The 17,924-nt window shown below is 54.0% G+C and carries 15 protein-coding genes and 1 pseudogene; 9 read left to right on the forward strand and 7 right to left on the reverse strand.

Annotation, left to right across the window (positions count from 1 at the left end):
* Window positions 1-16: 16 nt before the first annotated feature.
* Genes J5X93_RS25265 through J5X93_RS25280 form a run of 4 tightly spaced genes read left to right on the forward strand, consistent with a single transcriptional unit; the run spans window position 17 to window position 5,565 of the window.
* Window positions 17-1,213, forward strand: a complete 1,197-nt coding sequence (locus J5X93_RS25265) for a tyrosine-type recombinase/integrase (protein ID WP_100412847.1) — start codon at window positions 17-19, stop codon at window positions 1,211-1,213.
* Window positions 1,206-2,810 carry a site-specific integrase gene (locus tag J5X93_RS25270; RefSeq protein WP_233097289.1) on the forward strand — a complete coding sequence of 535 codons (1,605 nt, stop codon included), beginning with the start codon at window positions 1,206-1,208 and terminating at the stop codon, window positions 2,808-2,810. Before J5X93_RS25265 ends, J5X93_RS25270 begins: the two co-directional genes overlap by 8 nt.
* 8 nt (window positions 2,811-2,818) lie before the next feature.
* Entirely contained in the window at window positions 2,819-5,209 is a 2,391-nt protein-coding gene (locus tag J5X93_RS25275; protein WP_174823989.1) for a site-specific integrase, read from the forward strand.
* A complete protein-coding gene (locus J5X93_RS25280; protein ID WP_100412839.1) occupies window positions 5,206-5,565 on the forward strand; it encodes a hypothetical protein in 360 nt (119 codons plus the stop codon). The genes J5X93_RS25275 and J5X93_RS25280 overlap by 4 nt, the downstream gene beginning before the upstream one ends.
* 8 nt (window positions 5,566-5,573) lie before the next feature.
* On the opposite strand, the gene J5X93_RS25285 is transcribed toward J5X93_RS25280, so the two are convergent.
* Window positions 5,574-5,990 carry a hypothetical protein gene (locus J5X93_RS25285; RefSeq protein WP_100412840.1) on the reverse strand — a complete coding sequence of 139 codons (417 nt, stop codon included), beginning with the start codon at window positions 5,988-5,990 and terminating at the stop codon, window positions 5,574-5,576.
* 87 nt (window positions 5,991-6,077) lie between these two features.
* On the opposite strand from J5X93_RS25285, the gene J5X93_RS25290 reads away from it, so the two are divergent.
* The gene (locus tag J5X93_RS25290; protein WP_100412841.1) at window positions 6,078-6,401 is read left to right on the forward strand and encodes a helix-turn-helix domain-containing protein; all 324 of its coding nucleotides are present in this window, start codon (window positions 6,078-6,080) and stop codon (window positions 6,399-6,401) included.
* 330 nt (window positions 6,402-6,731) lie between these two features.
* Window positions 6,732-7,100 (forward strand): hypothetical protein, encoded by a 369-nt coding sequence (locus tag J5X93_RS25295; protein ID WP_250034210.1) that lies wholly within the window; start codon window positions 6,732-6,734, stop codon window positions 7,098-7,100.
* 27 nt (window positions 7,101-7,127) lie between these two features.
* Here the strand turns inward: J5X93_RS25295 and J5X93_RS25300 are convergent.
* A protein-coding gene (locus tag J5X93_RS25300) for an IS3 family transposase (RefSeq protein WP_155738431.1) occupies window positions 7,128-8,284 on the reverse strand; the annotation gives its coding sequence in 2 pieces (ribosomal slippage) (window positions 7,128-8,026 and window positions 8,026-8,284; 1,158 coding nt in all).
* Window positions 8,285-8,340: 56 nt separating this feature from the next.
* The gene (locus J5X93_RS25305) at window positions 8,341-8,784 is read right to left on the reverse strand and encodes a nuclease-related domain-containing protein (protein ID WP_250034211.1); all 444 of its coding nucleotides are present in this window, start codon (window positions 8,782-8,784) and stop codon (window positions 8,341-8,343) included.
* A 305-nt stretch (window positions 8,785-9,089) separates the two neighbouring features.
* Here J5X93_RS25305 and J5X93_RS25310 point away from each other — a divergent pair, with 305 nt between their 5' ends.
* Window positions 9,090-10,391: an ISL3-like element IS1411 family transposase gene (locus J5X93_RS25310; RefSeq protein ID WP_011920678.1), complete on the forward strand. Its 1,302-nt coding sequence runs from the start codon at window positions 9,090-9,092 to the stop codon at window positions 10,389-10,391.
* 230 nt (window positions 10,392-10,621) lie between these two features.
* Here the strand turns inward: J5X93_RS25310 and J5X93_RS25315 are convergent.
* Window positions 10,622-10,864: pseudogene (locus J5X93_RS25315) on the reverse strand (hypothetical protein); the annotation flags it as partial.
* Between the two features lie 869 nt (window positions 10,865-11,733).
* Between J5X93_RS25315 and istA the strand changes: the two are divergent.
* Both istA and istB read left to right on the forward strand, forming a co-directional pair.
* Entirely contained in the window at window positions 11,734-13,248 is a 1,515-nt protein-coding gene (gene istA / locus J5X93_RS25320) for an IS21 family transposase (RefSeq protein WP_218816148.1), read from the forward strand.
* 17 nt (window positions 13,249-13,265) lie between these two features.
* The gene (gene istB, locus J5X93_RS25325) at window positions 13,266-14,021 is read left to right on the forward strand and encodes an IS21-like element helper ATPase IstB (RefSeq protein WP_250034212.1); all 756 of its coding nucleotides are present in this window, start codon (window positions 13,266-13,268) and stop codon (window positions 14,019-14,021) included.
* Window positions 14,022-14,153: 132 nt separating this feature from the next.
* On the opposite strand, the gene J5X93_RS25330 is transcribed toward istB, so the two are convergent.
* The 3 genes from J5X93_RS25330 to J5X93_RS25340 form a co-directional block, all read right to left on the reverse strand.
* Entirely contained in the window at window positions 14,154-14,513 is a 360-nt protein-coding gene (locus tag J5X93_RS25330; RefSeq protein ID WP_100413061.1) for a histone-like nucleoid-structuring protein, MvaT/MvaU family, read from the reverse strand.
* Between the two features lie 543 nt (window positions 14,514-15,056).
* Complete coding sequence (locus tag J5X93_RS25335; protein WP_100413062.1) at window positions 15,057-15,305, reverse strand: TIR domain-containing protein; 249 nt, start codon at window positions 15,303-15,305, stop codon at window positions 15,057-15,059.
* Window positions 15,287-17,920: a DEAD/DEAH box helicase gene (locus tag J5X93_RS25340; RefSeq protein WP_100413063.1), complete on the reverse strand. Its 2,634-nt coding sequence runs from the start codon at window positions 17,918-17,920 to the stop codon at window positions 15,287-15,289. Before J5X93_RS25340 ends, J5X93_RS25335 begins: the two co-directional genes overlap by 19 nt.
* Between the last annotated feature and the right edge of the window lie 4 nt (window positions 17,921-17,924).

Here is a 17,924-nt window from a genome sequence, read left to right on the forward strand (position 1 = left end):
AGACGTGGAGCTTCCGATGCCCGACGTGCCTTGCTGCGAAATCCGAATGATCCGGACTGCTTCCAGCGGCCTCAGGCCGTATCTGCTGGTGGAGGGGGTTCCGGTGATCTTAGCAAACCTCTGGGCCGAGGATTTGCTTCACAAATCGCGCCTCAACACCGTTGAGAGCTACCTTCGTGACGTTGCTGTCGCGTACGAGTGGGCCCTCAGCCGAGACTCTCCCCTGGAGCGAAAGCTTGAACGCTTGGCCGTTTTCAGCTCAACGGAGCTGACAATGCTGGCTGAGCGCCTATGCTCAACCAGGCGCGGTGCGGAAGCGAGTCAGTCGACCTGCACGCGACGGCTCGAATCCATCAAATCATTCATAGATTTTTCGTTTGATCATTACATCGAGCTCAATCGGTTGGGTCTGCAGGAGCAGAGCCAAGCTGAAAAAAACAAAAATAAAAACCTCCGAAACCTTAGTAAAAAAGTCATTAAGATCGCGCAACAGTCTGAACCCTCCCGACCTTCCACTCCACTCGATGCAGACGAAGAAGCTCTACTCAAAAAAGTTTTATACCCGAGCAGCTCGAAAAATCCCTTCAAGAGCGTAAAAATCCAGGTCCGTAACTATTGCCTTTTTTTGGTCATGCTGGAAACACTTGCCAGACGTGGCGAAGTTGTACTGATTGAGTTGAACGATCTTGATCTAGGCCCCTCTGCAACCATTCGTATTAAGCAGCCGAACGATATCAATAGGGAGCGACGAAGAGACGGGGCGAGCCTAAAGACACGCGGACGTATAGTTCCGATATCTGTATCGCTGGCCGCGATGCTGAATGAGTATCTTTGCGACCATCGACCGAGGCTGCTCAAGCCGAAACAGCCTTGTACCGCACTATTTGTCAGCTCCCGTGACGGCAGACGAATGTCAGCACGAACAGTGAACACGATTCTCAGAACCGTCGCTAGTAGCCTTGGCCTATCCAATTTCTCAACCCGCCTTCACCCGCATGGTTTGAGAACAACAGGTGCAAACGACGCCCGCAAAAAGCTTGAAAAAAGCGATGCACCCAGCCTCAACATCAGAGATGCTCTTGCGTATCTGGGAGGCTGGAGCCCGAACAGCGACAGCATTCAGAAGTACTCTCGACAAGCCATATCTGATCGTCTCGGAGAAATACTAAGGACATCTGACAGAACACTTCCACGAGAGAAAACTGATGACTAATTCTCCGACTGATTTGACCACAGAGGTCGAACGTAGATTCGGCATCGAGACTGACGATTTCCCTTTTCGGGTGCAATCTACTTTCGGCCAGACCATAACGATTCGCAACAATACTGGATGGCTCGAAAAGATGACCATCGAAATCATCGGGTGTGCCCCGATGAATATTTCCTGGGGCCACCAACTTCACGAGAATTTGTTAGTGGAGTGGCTTCTCAGAGGATGGTTTATAGATCGAATTCAAACCCACATTGACCTTAGACCGCTGATCCTCGTGCAGCGAATCTTAGCCGCTCATGAGTTTCCGGGTGACGATGCAGAGACTATTGGAGATCGGCTATCATCCTTTGCTGTACGCGAATGCATCCGCCTAAAAACATCCGGCCGCAACGACGACTTAGTTGCCCTCCGAGTGTTCTATCGATGGTGCCTGGACGAGGATGTTTCAGGATTCAATGAGCATGATAGCCTTGAGCTTTCTCAGTTAACTGTAAAGGCATTTGATAACAAGCACTTGGTCACGATGCGAGACGATGACTTCGGACCTTTTACTCGGGTACAGTTAACGCACATTGAAATGCGTATTTTCACAAGTAAGCATGTATCGCATGTACAACGCACGATGTTTCTCCTTTGTCGGGATTGGGGAATACGCCCAATTCAGCTAGCGCTCATGCAGGTCAAAGATTTTGGTATTGACGAGAACGGCCCTTTCGTCATGGTGCCAAGCGTGAAAGGAATTCGACGTTCAAGGCTTAGGAGACACCCCAGTAATTTGAAGAAACGCTACATTTCCAACGATACAGCGGAAGCTGTTCAGCAACAGTGCGCCTTAGCTGAGCACCAATGCAAAGCTGCATCGGGGTTAATTGAAAAGCTATGCGTAACGCATGGTATCAGCGTCCCTCAACTGCCCATACCATTGTTTCCAGCACCATTCAGAACTGAACCCCGTCTCGTGCGATTTCTAACCAATCCAAGACTGACCCCCTTCACATTACATCAAGATAATCGACGCTTGAGCTATGAGCTAACCTCGCTTACTTGGGAGCTTCAGTTGCTTGATCCTCACAAGTCCCCTAGAGAAGCCGCGCCTTTTATGCGTATTTCTGCGTACCGGCTTCGCAGAACCAAAGGAACCTCCATGGTCCTTTCTGGGGCGTCTCCTGACGAGGTAGCAGAAGCTCTCGATCATATAAATCTAAATTCCATAAAGCATTATTTTCGCTACAACCTTGAACTTCAAGAATTCATTAACACCACTCACATGGCTAGCCCGGAAATCAATGCGGCAGTTGAGATGTGGTGCGGAAGGTTCATGGAGGATACTGCTGACAGATCTGCATTATCACCTATAAGCAGCTTGGGATTATGCAGCTCGAAAAAACCATGCCCTTTTCACCCTACTGTTACATGCTATGCATGTTCCAAATTCAGGCCCAGCCGTCACGCAGACCATGAAGCCGCTCTAGCTGACATCACTAGATTTCAACAAATGTTGGGAAGCTCTTCTAGTGGCGCCATGGCTCAACAAGTCGAAGCTGCAATACACGGCGCCAAGTCAATTCTAATTGCCGTGAAGGAGCTAGACAATTGAGCGTATCAATGGCTGTTCTCGATGAACGTTATGAGCTTGCACGAAAACAGTTTAACGACCTCAAATCGAGTGGACTAGTGTCCGGAGATTTCGAGGGTAAGGTATGGCAATACAGATCGAGTAATATCCCATTTACGTCACTCTGCTCTGTGCAAAAACGACATGAAGATCAGCCCGCTCTTCCGACAGTGACGGGAAAGCTGGCTCGCTGTTTCATCGCCCATGAAATGCTTAGGCGTCCTTCGGCCACCCTGGTCATCGGACGAATGGCAGCGGTCAGACGCCTCTCGGCCGTAATGAATAACCATGACGTCAAATGGAGCGACATAACACGCAAGGTTTTTGACACCACCGTGGACTCAATCAGGCAAGATCACTCGGAGGCTACGGTATACCATAGAGCGAACGCCCTAAAGGCTTTTCTAAACTTCCTCAACAACTTCAGTATAACCAGTAGCGGAGTACCGCTTCGGTTCCTTGAAAGATTCATCAAGTGGAAGACTGGCGTACCTAACCCGACCCACAGCAACCTTGAGCTCACGTCTCAACAATTCAGACACAGAGAAGAAACCCTGTTCTCTCCTGACTTACACGAGGGCATCGCGAAAGCCCGATGCCTTATAAAGAACGATCCGAGCCTAGAGCCAATCAATGGCTTCGACAGAGTACGTCTGGAAGCGACTTGCTTCGGCATGGCGCTCGGCTTGAGGGTGGGTGAAATCACAAACTTACCGGAAAATTGCCTCTTCCAGGACCATGATACTCATACAACTTTCGTGCGGGTCCCTGTTGAAAAAAACCTCATACCAGCCGCCGTACCAGTCGCAGATTTATGGAGCACTCCACTCACAGAAGCTTATGCGTATTTACTGGAGTTTTGCCGTGATGCAAGAGATCGAGCCCTTGATATCGAAGCGAATGGTTTCTCCTTCGTAGATAAAATACTCACCACCTACCGAGAAAAAAATCCACTAGACTCCGGAGCTAAAGATCAGCTCACATCGCTGGACCTAACCGTAGAGCACCACTATTTTGTAGAGGAATTAACGAGTTGCTTTGCGATATCAGCTAAAGAGCTTTGCAGCGGCGGGCGGTTTTACAGCTCTGCAATTGAACTTCCTAGAATAACAGCTGCACGCTTTGCGGCCTGGATAGACGACCGAATTAGCAAGTGGGACTGGTCGAACTACCTTAATGAGTACAAAAAGAATTGCTATAGTGTCTCTGTGCTTGATATCGGGATTCACACCAACTCATCTCGCTCATCAGTAAACAAATGCAAGTGGTTTAATGACGAACTTCGAATATTTCTCAAGGGGATGGTCAAAAGCGGGCTATTTAAGCCTGGTGCCCTGCCCTCATACGTGCAGCTGTTCGACATTAAAAGAGAATGGGCTCGCATTAGAGAACTCATGCTGTCTAGGAGAGGGATGGGAGCGGGGGTTCCCTCCCTGGCCATAGACATCAGATTATTCAAACGAGCTCTAGAAAAAAAGTACAGATTCCATTTGCAACGCCACTTTGACGAACAATTTGCTATGCCCGATGATGGCGAAGAAGCACCTTATCATGCAAAATTTTCGAGCAAGGGCTACCCTAACAAACTCAGCGACAACCTAATTGTTATCTGGGAGAACCAATTTAATTCGGTCTCACAGCAAGGTATTATCCCGCGCCCGCTTTTCAGGGCGGACCTTTATAACTACCTTTCAAACAACTCGTCAAAAAAAACTATTTTTCAACGCCTTGATTTGAGGGACCGAAACGGGAAGATATTTTCCATCACTCCCCACCAGATCCGACGCTGGGTTACCACGGCGATCCTACGCGCCGGTCCCTCTGAGACAGCGGTGGATCTCTGGATGGGACGTACTCCACGCCAGAGTCGTCAATATGACTATCGGACCGCTAAAGAACGGGCAGAATATGTGAGGTCGTTATACTTGACCGATGAGCCACCCGAAGACTTTTTGGGAAAATTAGTCATCCGATGGCGCGAGGAGGAAGTCGCTGATGATCTAATTGAAGATATGATCATTCAGAAGCTGAGCATTTTAAATCTAACGCCATGGGGCGGATGCTCACGGGAGTTGTACATTAGCCCTTGTGATCGAGGCCTCATGTGCGTAAGAGGGTTCGGCACGGAAGCAGGGTGCAAATCATTTCATCTGAACCCTGATGATCTAGAAGCAAGGGCAGCCATTGAGACCTTACTCACAGAGTATGAGCGAATTATGAAGGTGATTTTTGACAACCGAACAGATATAACAGCCAGCATCGAGTCCGAACTCGACAGCACACATGAATTCGATCAGCACGTTTTGTTTGTTTGCGATATGGTTAGGAGCTGCAAGGCAGCTTTGAATGCATATTCGAAATCTAAGCAGGTATCATCGTGAAGCAGGATAAAAAATGGAAGGAGCGTGCGAGGTCTATTCTTGCCGATTATAAGGAGGGTCGAGTTACGGGGCCGCTCACACAAAGTGGACTTGCGCAGAAAGTCGCTGTCAGTCGCCAGACTCTATGGAGAGACGAGGAGATCCGATCTTTATATGCTACTACCCAGGATTACCTTCTAAATATAAAAAAGAAAGGACGAAAAGACAGCTGCGCCAGGATTTTTGCTCTCGAAACGCAACTTGAGAAAGCGCGTGCGGAGAACAATCGGCTGATTCAAATTATCATCAAAGCTGCTCAGCTCATGACGGAGGACGCGATCGATCCAAGACGGTATTTTGGAGATGCCACAACCTGACAAAGCCTCTATTCTCTTCGGAAAAGCTCTTTGAATGAACGTTGCTGGCAATCAACGCTATTAGGCAGGTAATAACGCCGCCCACTCTGAACGGTGTAACATCTGTGCAAGCCATCGTCGCTTTCATGAATAGCCTCCAAGGGCTCCATTGACCACTCGCCGCTGCCATTCATCCATCCTGGAGTGACAATCTGCAAGGACAGCTGTGCTGTGCCCTCTAGGGCCATCCGTGTGAATCGTTCCAGGCCCCGCATGTCCTCCAGGAAAAAGACCTCGATACATGTGTCTTCTCCCCGCGCCCTCGTGACCGTGATGTGGATCCAAGGCGATGAAAGCCGTTGCTCTACGAAATGCCAAGCCTGCTGATCCTCAGCCAGCCAGGCGTGTGAACGATCCACTTCTGCCCATCGGTTGGTGATAAACATACCGACTCCCTCTCAAATGAACAGCATACATTGTAGTCATATACTGTTCGTCGGGTGCCTTATCGTTCCTTTTGTGGAACATGCAAAGTGGAATTGAAAAGCGCATTCGGCCGGATTTTGCAGTGGATGAGAGTCAAGCAAAAACTGACCCAGGAAGATTTCGCGACTGTGAGCAGCCGTACCTATATCAGCACGCTGGAGCGGGGCCGATACGTTCCAACCATACAGAAATTGGACACGATCGCGCCGGTGCTAGGAGTGCATCCGGTAACGCTGATGATAGGTAGCTATGCCCTTAAGGAGAACCGATCAGCTAGGGACCTCCTCGCTCAAGTTGCTCAAGAAGCTGAACACATGGACCTTGAGGCTGCACTGTCAGCATTGAGTAAATCCTCTCGCTCGATCCCCTAGGCTCTCCGCGCGAGTCGACTGGATCTTAGGTGAGGAAGCTGAACGCGGCCTGGTAGACGACGTAGGAGCACTGATCTGGCGCATTGCCCGTGGCTCTACAGCCGGACAGTCATGGCTCAGCGCAGGAATAGCCAGGTACAGCGTATCAGGAACTCTGGGTATCAAGCCCGGACGATACGGTGGCTGTGGCAGCCCTGCAGGGGTATGGTGGCACCCTGACACAATCGTCTCAAATAGACCAGAGAGATAGGAATGAAACGGATCGCCGCAACACTCTGTGTCGCTCTATCCGTCGCAGGATGCGCCACTGAGCAGCAAACCTAGAAGGCAATGGCCACAATCGACGAATTCACTGACAAGACCACTATGATGGTCACCACAGGTGATCAGAGCACGCCGAGCCTGATCGTCACCCAGCCGCTGCACTTCTATCCCGTAGTTCGCAAGGAAGACGGCGAGATCTACGTCGGCATCATGTCCGGCGGCCGGCTCAAGGTGCCGGTCGGTACCGTTCAGTTGCGTATCGATCAGAACGATGCATGGACGATCACCCCGCAGGAGACGCCGGTGAGTATGGCCCCGTCGATACCGATGGCGCCGCTCGTTACACTCCAAGGGGAGCAGGCCGCGCTGGTCAACAACGCCCAGGAACAAGCGATGAAGTCCACGTCGCAACTGATGAGCTCGTACACTGTGTGATCTTGCCCAGCAGCCGTGGACACGGGTTTAAGCACACATCCTGGCCTCGAAGGCCTCTGGGCTGATGTGCCCCAGCGTGCTGTGTCGCCGCTGGCGGTTGTAATCGGTTTCGACGTATTCAAACACGGTTTCACGCATCTGGGCGCGGCTCGTGAAGCGCTCGCCGTGGATGCACTCGACCTTCAGGCTGTGGAAGAAGCTCTCTGCACAGGCATTGTCGTAGCAGTTGCCTTTGGCGCTCATGCTGCATCGCAAGTGATGGGCGCAGATCAGCTCCTGGTAAGCCGCTGAGCAGTACTGGCTGCCGCGGTCGCTATGCACGATCACGTCATTAGGCTGCCTGCGTCGCCACAGCGCCATGTGCAAGGCATCGCAAACCAAGTCGGCCGTCATGCGTTCGTTCATGGCCCAGCCGATCACCATCCGTGAATACAGATCGATGACCACTGCCAGATACAGCCAGCCTTCCTCCGTATGCAGGTAGGTGATGTCACCCACCCATTTCTGATTTGGCGCAGATGCCTTGAAATCCTGCTTGAGCAAGTTCTCTGCCACTGGCAGGGAGTGCTGAGAATTGGTCGTGGCCTTGAACTTCTTGGCGGCCTTGGCACGCAGTCCTTGCCGTTGCATCGAGGCGGCTACCGTCTTGCGATTGCAGGGTAGGCCGGCTTCCCGCAGGTCATGGCACAGCCGTGGAGCCCCGCTGCGGCCCTTGCGTGCGCTGTATGCCTGAGCGACCTGCCGATCCAGTTCGTCTCTTCGCCGCTGGCGCATTGACGGCCTGCGAGAGCACCAAGCGTAGTAACCGCTGCGGGCAACGCTCAACACGCGACACATGGCCTGGATCGAGAAATGCGCGGTATGAGTCCTCATGAAGGCGTACTTCACTTGAGGCTCTTGGCAAAGTACGCGGCGGCCTTTTTTACGATGGCCAGCTCCTCGGCGTGCTCGGCCAACAGCCGCTTGAGTCGGGCATTCTCGTCGGCCAGCGACTGCTCGCGCTCGCTGCCGGCCTGAGTCTGGTGCTTCTTGCTCCGCCAGCCGTAGAGCTGGGAAGCATGCAGGCCAAGCTGTTCGGCAGCCTTGCTGACGCCAATGCGCTCGGCCAAAGCCAGCGCTTCGTCCTTGTAGGCTTGGGAATGGCGGGTGCGGGTCTGTTTCATTGGGGTTGCTTGTCTTGCCATGATTCACCTCGTTGCAGTTTATCGCTTAACGGGGTGTCCACTGGGACTGGGCAAGATCACTTCAGGAAAGTGTCCAGGGTGTGTACATAGCGTGCTTCGTTTGGCGGTAGCTGCTCTGGAGTGGCTGAGCCGGACAGCACTACATGCGCTTCGACCATGGGGCCGTAACCGATTTTACTGCGCAGATGACTGCTCAGCAGTTTGCTGATGCGTATGGCATGCTCCTTCTTGATGGTGAAAGGGCTTTTGCCTCGGGATTTCTCGTTGACTCGCCACTCACCACGATAGCTGGTGAGTTTGCCGTTCCAGTCCTTAATCTCCACCAGCAAAATACGGTCGCTGGTGATGATCAGCAAATCAATCTCCATCGAGCCCTGGTCATCGGTAATCACCAGAGACGAATAGGCTTGCCAGGTAGTTTGAAAGTGTTCCTCCATCTGACTTACAGCATAGGCCTCTCTTGGATGCAATCCATTTTTGCCTATTACTACTAACTTCATCTGTTTGCTCCTTCCTATGAGCTACCGCGCCTATCACTTTTGCTATCGAACAAACTGAGAAGCGAAACGTATGGGGTGTGGTGACTGGTTAGGAGCAGATTAATATCGGCTTTTGTGCCGGAGAGATCGCTCTGCCTATCCCGTTCGGGCTATCAACCCCCTATCTCAGCATTTACTAGCAGTGGATATTAAGGTTTATCGGCTCTTCGCATTTAAGGGTGTAGAAAAAATCTGACCGGCTGGAAAAGGAGTCGAGGATCTTAGAAAATGTAAGCTCTCACACCAACAAAAACTAAGCCCCCGACGTGAACAATCTTACCTTTTCTAGCCCTGATCTTTCCAGCTTTTGCCAACTGAATAACCTCGGCCTGACTGCCACTGGACAACATCTTTGTGCAGAGCGCGCCGTCATCGAATGTCGTTTAACCAAAGCACCCGAGCCATGCCCCAAGTGCGGGGCTGCTGGTGTTTCACGCGGTACTGTCGATAGGCATCTTGCTCACACACCTTACGGACAACGACCAACCAGATTGCTGCTGCGTATCCGTCGCTGGCGTTGTGCTTGCGGCTGTTTCTGGCATGAAGATACAAACAGTGCAGCACCTCCACGTTCAAAGCTTTCATATGGGGCGATACGCTGGGCATTAGCTGCCATCGTGCTGGATCATCTGTCGGTATCTCGTGTTGCGAGCCAGCTTGATGTTGCATGGCACACCGCTAATAATGCCATTATCAACGAAGGACGGCGCCTGCTTTTTAATGACTCGACACGTTTTGACGGTGTGACCGTGCTGGGCGTGGATGAGCATGTTTGGCGACATACACGCTGTGGTGACAAGTACGTCACCATCGTGGTTGACCTTACGCCCGTGCGTAACAAAAACGGGCCGGCCCGCTTGCTCGATGTGCTGGAAGGCCGCTCCAAACAAGCCTTTAAGCAATGGCTACAGAGTCGCCCCAAATCGTGGCGTGACCAGATCGAAAGCATTGCCATGGACGGTTTTACGGGGTTTAAATCTGCAGCGCAAGAAGCCCTGCCTCAAGCCCAAACCGTGCTGGATCCTTTCCATGTCGTGCGCTGGGCAAGCAACATGCTGGATGAATGCCGCCGGCGTGTGCAACACGACATCCTGGGCCGCAGAGGGCGTAAAAATGACCCGCTCTACAAAAGCCGTCGAACGCTACTGACTCGGATCAGCTACCTGTCTGACGCCAACAAAAAGCAACTGTTCCAGCTGTTTGCAGATGAGCACCACCTCGAAGTGGATTGCACCTGGAGCATGTACCAACGGGTGGTCAGCGCCTACAACGAGCCGGATCGAAAACGTGGTAAAAAACTCATGGAAGAGGTCATAAATATCATTACAGCCAGCGACTTGCCCAAAGCGCTCATCGAGGTGAAAGGCTTGGGGGAAACGCTGAAAAAATACGCTGAGAGCATCCTTGCCTACTTCGACCGGCCAGGAACCAGCAACGGTCCAACAGAAGCTATCAACGGGCGACTTGAGCACTTACGAGGTACCGCCTTGGGCTTTAGAAATTTAACCAATTACATAGCCAGGTGCTTGCTGAAGTCAGGAGGGTTTAGAAATCAGCTACACCCTTAAATGCGAAGAGCCGGTTTATCCATTAGCACTGCCAGCGTCCGTTTCTGCCCGGTTTTTGCCTGTCGCCACCGGTAGCAATGCGCAGCTCTCTGCCGATCATGGTTATGAGACGTGCTGGTCAAATCCGATGCAATCAGTGGTCAGATCGAATGCAAACGCCAGGTCAAGTGCAATGCAAACGAGTGGTCAGGACCGATGCAATCATGTGGTCAAGTGGAGTGCAATTTCGCAGCGATACCGAGAATGGTCTTCGTTGCATGCTTTCCGAATGAGTTTTTCACGTTGGACGGTAGCTCATAAAGGCCAACGAGCTGGATGGGGTTGTCGCATGCTGGGCACACAGCAAACTGAGTTAGCTTGTCTGCACTGCCGGGCTGGTACCACGGCTCTCTGCGGAGGGTATCTTGCTCGAAGCGATCCTTGTTGATGATTTTGCTTTCTGTGTCTTCAATGCGAAGCTTATAAAGATCCATTTTTGCTGAAACCGTTTTAATAGAGGGATTCTGGATGGTAACGAGTGAGAGTAGGCAGCAGTAAGGCCTAACTGATCCTTGTGGCGGTCATCCGCCCGTTCGAGGCCCAGCTAAAACATACTCAGATCGAGCTGGGTGCCCCCAGAAACAACTAGCCCCCTGGTGCGCAGTACCGGTCTAAGACCTGCCCGAGGCGTGGGGACTATTTTTGGAGCGACATTCCCATCTGGTTCGGGAAGGATCAATTGGTTGGTAAAGCTTGTCCGACATTTCCAACCGTGAGCCACCGATGACACTCGACCGAGATCAAAACTGGATCTGATCAGTTGGGCCGGCTCCCAGCGGCAGTCCGGATTTCGAAGCTACGTTGCGCTTCTCAATACTGCGCTTGAGGCCGCGATTGGCTGGATGGTTGCGTCGGGAGGGGGAGGAGTGAGCCAGTGAAGCACCAGGGCGGTCAGGAGGCTTGCGATGGTGTTCACAGATATCGCGATGAGAGCGTTACGCATTTTGGAGCGTCCATTTTTTGAAGTGGACCTCTATTTAATGCGCATAAACAGTGTGTCACCACCACCCCAAAAAAATTTCGTCACGCCCCAAAATGGGAATTGTCATTCTGGCGCATCACTTTTTATCTCGTGCCAGAAGCACTCGACCCCTATTAGTGCGGATTCCACGGTCATCTGGCCACCCATTCCATGAGCATCTGACCACCGATTCCATGGTGATCCGGCCACCCATTCCACGCGTATCCGACCACTGATTCCACGGCCATCCGGCCACTCAACCGGGCAGGCAGTAACGCAGGATTTCTTCACTACCATCGACCTCTTTTTCGAAGCAGAGAGGTCGTCGTGGAGCGTTTATCCATGCGTAAGATTCGCGAAGTACTTCGTCTCAAGTTCGAGGTCGGGCTATCGGCTCGCCAGATTGCAGTCAGTGTGCAGGTCGGTCGTGTCACCGTCGGCGATTACCTCTGTCGCTTTGCCGCCAGCGGCCTCAGTTGGCCCTGTTCGTTGTCCGATGCGGAGTTGGAGCAGCAGCTGTTCCCGCCATCGCCGGCGGTGCCCAGTGAGCAGCGGCCACTGCCTGATTGGTCTTGGGTGCACGCCGAGCTGCGTCGCCCCGGCGTGACCTTGGCGCTGCTCTGGCAGGAGTATCGCCTCAGCCAGCCGAAAGGCTTTCAGTACAGCTGGTTCTGCGAGCACTACCGGGCCTGGCAGGGCAGGCTGGACGTGGTGATGCGTCAGGAGCATCGCGTCGGCGAGAAGTTGTTCGTCGACTACGCCGGGCAGACGGTGCCGGTGATCGACCGCCACAGCGGCGAGATCCGCCAGGCGCAGGTGTTCGTCGCGGTGCTCGGCGCATCCAGCTACACCTTCGCCGAAGCCACCTGGTCGCAGCAGTTACCTGACTGGCTGGGCTCCCATGCCCGCTGCTTCGCCTTCCTCGGCGGCGTGCCGGAGATCGTGGTGCCGGACAACCTGCGAAGCGCGGTGAGTAAGAGCCATCGCTACGAGCCGGACATCAACCCCAGCTACCGCGATCTGGCCGAGCACTATGGCGTGGCGGTGGTGCCGGCGCGGGCACGCAAACCGCGCGACAAGGCCAAGGCCGAAGTCGGCGTGCAGGTGGTCGAGCGCTGGATCCTCGCCGCGCTGAGGAACCGCCAGTTCTTCTCCCTGGATGAACTCAACAGCGCTATCGCCGGGTTGCTGGAGCGGCTCAACCGACGACCGTTTCGCAAGCTGCCGGGCTCCCGGCACTCGGCCTTCGAAGCCCTGGATCGTCCAGCGCTGCGCCCACTGCCGGAGCAGCCCTACGTCCATGCCGAGTGGAAGAAGGCGCGGGTGCACATCGACTACCACGTCGAGGTCGATGGGCACTACTACTCGGTGCCGTACCAACTGGTGAAGAAACAACTGGAAGTACGCCTGACAGCGCGCACGGTGGAGTGCTTCCACGCCAATCAGCGGGTGGCCAGCCACCTGCGCTCAGCGCACAAGGGCCGGCACAGCACACAGGCCGAGCACATGCCCAAGAGCCATCGCGAGCACGCCGAGTGGACGCCGCAACGGCTGATCCGCTGGGCCGAGCAGACCGGACCGAACACCGCCGGCGTGATCGGCCACATCCTCGAACGGCGCATCCACCCGACTCACGGCTACCGGGCCTGCCTGGGCATCCTGCGCCTGGGCAAGACCCATGGCGAAGTGCGTCTGGAGCTGGCCTGCCGTCGCGCCCTCAGCCTCGGTGCGTGCAGCTACAAGAGCCTCGAATCGATCCTGCGCCAGGGTTTGGAAAGCCTGCCGTTGGCTCAAGCCAACCTGCCCCTGCTGCCGGACGACCACGCCAACCTGCGCGGCCCCGGCTACTACCACTGAACCCAAGGAAACTCACCATGCTGCCCCATCCGACCCTGGACAAGCTGCAAACCCTGCGCCTGCACGGCATGCTCAAGGCGCTGAACGAACAACTGAAAACCCCGGACATCGACAGCCTGAGCTTCGAGGAACGCCTCGGCCTGCTGGTCGACCGCGAGCTGACTGAACGCGACGACAAGCGCCTGAGCAGCCGCCTGCGCCAGGCCCGGCTCAAGCACAACGCCTGCCTCGAAGACATCGACTACCGCAGCCCGCGCGGGCTGGATAAGGCGCTGATCCTGCAACTGAGCGGCGGCCAGTGGCTACGCGACGGCCTCAACCTGATTATCGGCGGCCCCACCGGCGTGGGCAAAACCTGGCTGGCCTGCGCCCTGGCCCACCAGGCCTGCCGAGAGGGCTACAGCGTGCGTTACCTGCGCTTGCCGCGCCTACTGGAGGAGTTGGGCCTGGCTCACGGCGACGGGCGCTTCGCCAAGCTGATGAGCAGCTACGCCAAGACCGACCTGCTGATCCTCGATGACTGGGGTCTGGCCCCGTTCACCGCCGAACAGCGTCGCGACATGCTGGAGCTACTGGATGATCGCTACGGCCAGCGCTCGACCCTGGTCACCAGCCAGATGCCGGTGGACAACTGGCACGAACTGATCGGCGATCCGACCCTGGCCGATGCCATCCTCGACCGCCTGGTGCACAACGCTTATCGGATCAATCTGAAGGGGGAATCGATGCGCAAACAGACGAAGAAATTGACGACACCGAGCGCCTCAGACTAACAATGCAACCCCTGCGTCGCTGCGCTCCGACTGCCCGGCCGGATGGCCGTGGAACAGGTGGCCAGATGGCCGTGGAATGCCTGGCCAGATGAGAGTGGACTGGGTGGCCGGATGGCGTGGAATCCGCACCTATTAGCTAGCGAGCCAGGACTCGACCACGTCGGCACCATACTCGTTCTTCCAGGCCTTGAGTGTGCGCTGATTACCACCTTTGGTTTCAACGATCTCACCGCTGTGTGGATTCTTGTAGACCTTCACCGCACGTGCTTTCCGAAGAGCCTTCGGGGTAATCGAAGCGGAAGCCACCGCTTGCGGATCAAGGATCAGCACCACTTGGCGCAAGCCGTAGCCATACTCGTTTAGTAGGGAGCGAAGCTTCGTTTCGAATTCCATTTCCTGCTTCAGGGATGAGTCATTTTTCAGGGCTTCCAACGCGGCAAGTTGGGCAGTGAGTTGTTGTTCGAGCAGGCGAAATTCAGCGAGACGGGACATAGGATTGTCCAAAATGGGTTCGGCTATTTTAGCAATCACGAAAGAGAGCTTGCTAACTATCTTGATCCCACTTGCCTCAATCGGCTATCGCGAGGCTGAGCGATCGCCGTGGATAAAAAGGTGATGGCGCCTGAGTCGTCGCTCTGCATAGCCTCACCCATTAGGTATTCAATCAGTTTTTTGCTTCTCACCCATACGTACTACCGGCATGCAGCATTTGGTATGGATGGTTCAACGGGGCGAAGACGTCAGCGAGAAACTGGATTACACGCCGGGCGTGTTCACAGTTGAGAGGAAGCCAATTATCCTGACATGTGATGATCACGCATCGTGTACGTTTTCATGAGGCGGTACCCACCATTCACAATGGCGCCCCCGTGAACGGTAAGCTGGGTACTGTTCACTTAGCATTTCAGTAAAAATAGAAAAGCCCACCATGTGAGGCGGGCTATCAAGTGTCTCCGAGCGGAGGCCATGGCCAACAAAGTCTCAGAGCAACGGCCTGTGCCATCGACTATTGGCAATGACATAGGCAAAACCCTGCTAGCCGCGCATCACCTTGTTCCAGTCAATTTCGTAGCCGCCGTCTTGAAGCTCACGGCTCAAGGCTTGGTTCCAACCGTCGTCGTTCATCGACGTCCACACTACGCCAGCAAAGTCGCTGGGAATCTCAACCTGGCCACGCTTCAGTGCACACACTCGTTCGCGCCCCAGGTAGCCGAGGAAATAGCCAAATTTCAACAGGACGTTTTTCTTCTCAAGTGCTTTGATGGCTATAGGTTTTTCAGCAATTCACAGGCATCTGCCCAGGAATACGCACCTTCCAAGGGGCTATGCTCGAAGACCATCAGGTAGCGGTAATCCCGACCTGCACACCTTTCCCAATACTTCCCAAGCTCGATTTTCGCACTGGAGTCCGAGTTATCCCGGTCACTGCCCTTTGTCTCCAACAGTATGATGAGACCTGAGCGCAATTTCAGGACGAAATCAGGGTAGTGGTTGATCGGACCGTTCAGGGCGAACCCACGACTGCTTGAGTTCCTATGCCACCACCGGACGTTTTCACAGTCCGACAGGAATTCGGACATGCGCTCTTCGAGACCATTGCCCTTCTCTTCACGAACGTACAAAGAATTCTCTGCCGCGAGAGGGGCTTTCTGCCTTGGAGCAATCTCCATTGGTAGTTGGTAGGAGGGTCGTGTGTCCACCTTGTTCAGGTCGATCCACTGCTTGAAGCGCCTGCGCGAGAAGCCCAGCATTTCGCTTCGAACGCGCTGCTTGATGCTCTCAACATAGGCATGTTGCTGTTCAAGCACCTCATCCAACTGACCAGCACTCAACCTTGCCAGAATCTTGCGGATGTATGCCTGCAAATCAGCCTCAGCCAAAGGCGGCATCTTGCCCAGCCAGTTACCCACCAATCCTGTAAGCTGACGCCGCTTACCCTCGGAATCCAAGCTGGACAGGTAGTCCTTCAGCTTGCGAATCTCGTTGTCCTTCAACTGAATTTTCGTAGGCTCGTAGTCACCCTGCGCGCTACCCACACGAAGCAGATCGAGCTTCACCAAATCGCCGCTCACAGGAGCAACGGTAAAGTCGTTCACGTCGCAATCTGCTAGACGAAACTCTTGGTCGAGCAACTGAGATTTGTCGAGAAGCACGCCGCCGTCTTCGTCAGCAAAAATCAACCCAGCGGGCGCTTTCCGGTAGAACTGGGGTAGCTTGAGTTCCTTGATCTCGTCAACGAATTCAGGTCGGAGGGAGAACAGTTCCATTGCACCTCTCACGTCATTGGGGATGTGCTTTCCGCCGTTGGTAGCCGCAGCAGCTACCAGCTCTGCATTGGCTTGGCGCGCAGCCTCCAATGTCGATTCAAGGAAGTCGTCGCTGGTCGTCTCACTACCACTACCCAGTTCACTGCCGCCGCTCGATGCCAACTCGAAAGGTTCTGGATCACCCGCAGAAGTATTCGTGACGAACAGCCCCGGTTGAGGTTTTGTTGGCTCAGGCGTGACTGCTTTTGTGGTCTGGCTATCAGACTTGGAATCGCTCGAAACGAGATCAGGAGTCCTGAAATCTGCACGGCTGAAACCAGCTCTGTTCAGACCGACAACGATCCTTTCCAACGTCTGACTGAAGACGCTGGAAGCCGTCAGCACATAGCTCATGTTCAGTGGTTCATGACCATGAGCGCGAACGTATGGCTGTCGCAAAATTCGACCAAGAATCTGCTCCACATCCACCGCAGATGACCTATCAGCCAAGGTCGCGAGAATGTAGGCAAACGGGCAGTCCCACCCTTCCTTCAAGGCGTTCACGGTAATGATGAATCGAACCGGGCAGGACGTAGACATGAGGTCCAAACCGCTCAGCTCATCTTTGTCCGCAGTCTTGATCTTGATCCAATCTTCGGCAATCCCATGCTCTAGCAGCTCAGCCTTCACCAGCTCGAAGGTTTTTGCATCTGCCTTGGTTTTGCTTTCAGCCTGCAGCAATACGATAGGTCGGATGTATGCACCACCAGTCTGCTCTTCTGCTTTCGCCTCAGACTCGAGACGCGCCCTCAAATCAATGGCATGAGCAATGACAGAAGTTCGGCTTGGGAGGTTTCTCACGATGACTGGAAGTTTGACCATGTGTTGGTCACGCATCACCAGAGCATCTACAAAGCTGATGATATTCGCCCCAGTTCGCGGTGTGGCGGTCAACTCAAACACAAAGCTTGGACTGAGGTTGCGAAGCATGTCTTGGGACAGGCTACTGGTCACGTTGTGGCTTTCATCAACGATGATGACTGGTTTCAAACCAGCCATCGAGGCGACCAGAGAGTAAGGGTCAACGCCCTCACCTACCGCCACAGCCGTGGACGCCAAGTCATCCAGCGCACTATTCTCTTGGTAAAGCTTGCGATCATCCTTGTTGCGCGCTTTCAAGCTGTCATAGGTCAGCACAGCAACGACAAGACCGTCTTCCACCTCATCCCGAGAAAGGAAACCGGACAGCAAATCGCGCTTATCCATGATGCTCACACGACCTTCGAACAAACGGTTCAAAGCCTGCCGGTAAGGATGTGTTGGATTACGCAGCGCCCTCAGAACCTGATCTAGAATGGACAGCGACGGAACAAGCCACAAGCACAAACGAGCATCGCCTTGACGCTTCTGCAGCGCACTGAAAATGCTCGAAACGGCATGGAGTCCGATGAAGGTTTTACCACCGGCAGTCGGCACCTTCGCACACACTTGTGGAGCGCCATGCGGAGCTGGCTGATAACCGGGCATCTTTGTCGCGCCCAGTGCATCCCAGTGAGCGCGATAAGCTAACTGAGGGTCATCACAAGCGGTCCAGCGACGAAGGAACAGCTCAAGATCCTCAATGACCTGACTCTGATAGGTGTTCAATTGCATTTTC

This window comes from Pseudomonas sp. BYT-1, from assembly GCF_023611805.1.
Lineage (GTDB): Bacteria > Pseudomonadota > Gammaproteobacteria > Pseudomonadales > Pseudomonadaceae > Aquipseudomonas > Aquipseudomonas guariconensis.

What these genes read in the sequence shown, in the direction of transcription:
- J5X93_RS25265 (WP_100412847.1), top strand. Translation starts at nt 17, where the DNA reads ATGCCCGACGTGCCTTGCTGCGAAATCCGAATGATCCGGACTGCTTCC.
- J5X93_RS25270 (WP_233097289.1), top strand. Translation starts at nt 1,206, where the DNA reads ATGACTAATTCTCCGACTGATTTGACCACAGAGGTCGAACGTAGATTC.
- J5X93_RS25275 (WP_174823989.1), top strand. Translation starts at nt 2,819, where the DNA reads ATGGCTGTTCTCGATGAACGTTATGAGCTTGCACGAAAACAGTTTAAC.
- J5X93_RS25285 (WP_100412840.1), bottom strand. Translation starts at nt 5,990, where the DNA reads ATGTTTATCACCAACCGATGGGCAGAAGTGGATCGTTCACACGCCTGG.
- J5X93_RS25295 (WP_250034210.1), top strand. Translation starts at nt 6,732, where the DNA reads ATGGCCACAATCGACGAATTCACTGACAAGACCACTATGATGGTCACC.
- J5X93_RS25305 (WP_250034211.1), bottom strand. Translation starts at nt 8,784, where the DNA reads ATGAAGTTAGTAGTAATAGGCAAAAATGGATTGCATCCAAGAGAGGCC.
- istA (WP_218816148.1), top strand. Translation starts at nt 11,734, where the DNA reads ATGCGTAAGATTCGCGAAGTACTTCGTCTCAAGTTCGAGGTCGGGCTA.
- istB (WP_250034212.1), top strand. Translation starts at nt 13,266, where the DNA reads ATGCTGCCCCATCCGACCCTGGACAAGCTGCAAACCCTGCGCCTGCAC.
- J5X93_RS25330 (WP_100413061.1), bottom strand. Translation starts at nt 14,513, where the DNA reads ATGTCCCGTCTCGCTGAATTTCGCCTGCTCGAACAACAACTCACTGCC.
- J5X93_RS25340 (WP_100413063.1), bottom strand. Translation starts at nt 17,920, where the DNA reads ATGCAATTGAACACCTATCAGAGTCAGGTCATTGAGGATCTTGAGCTG.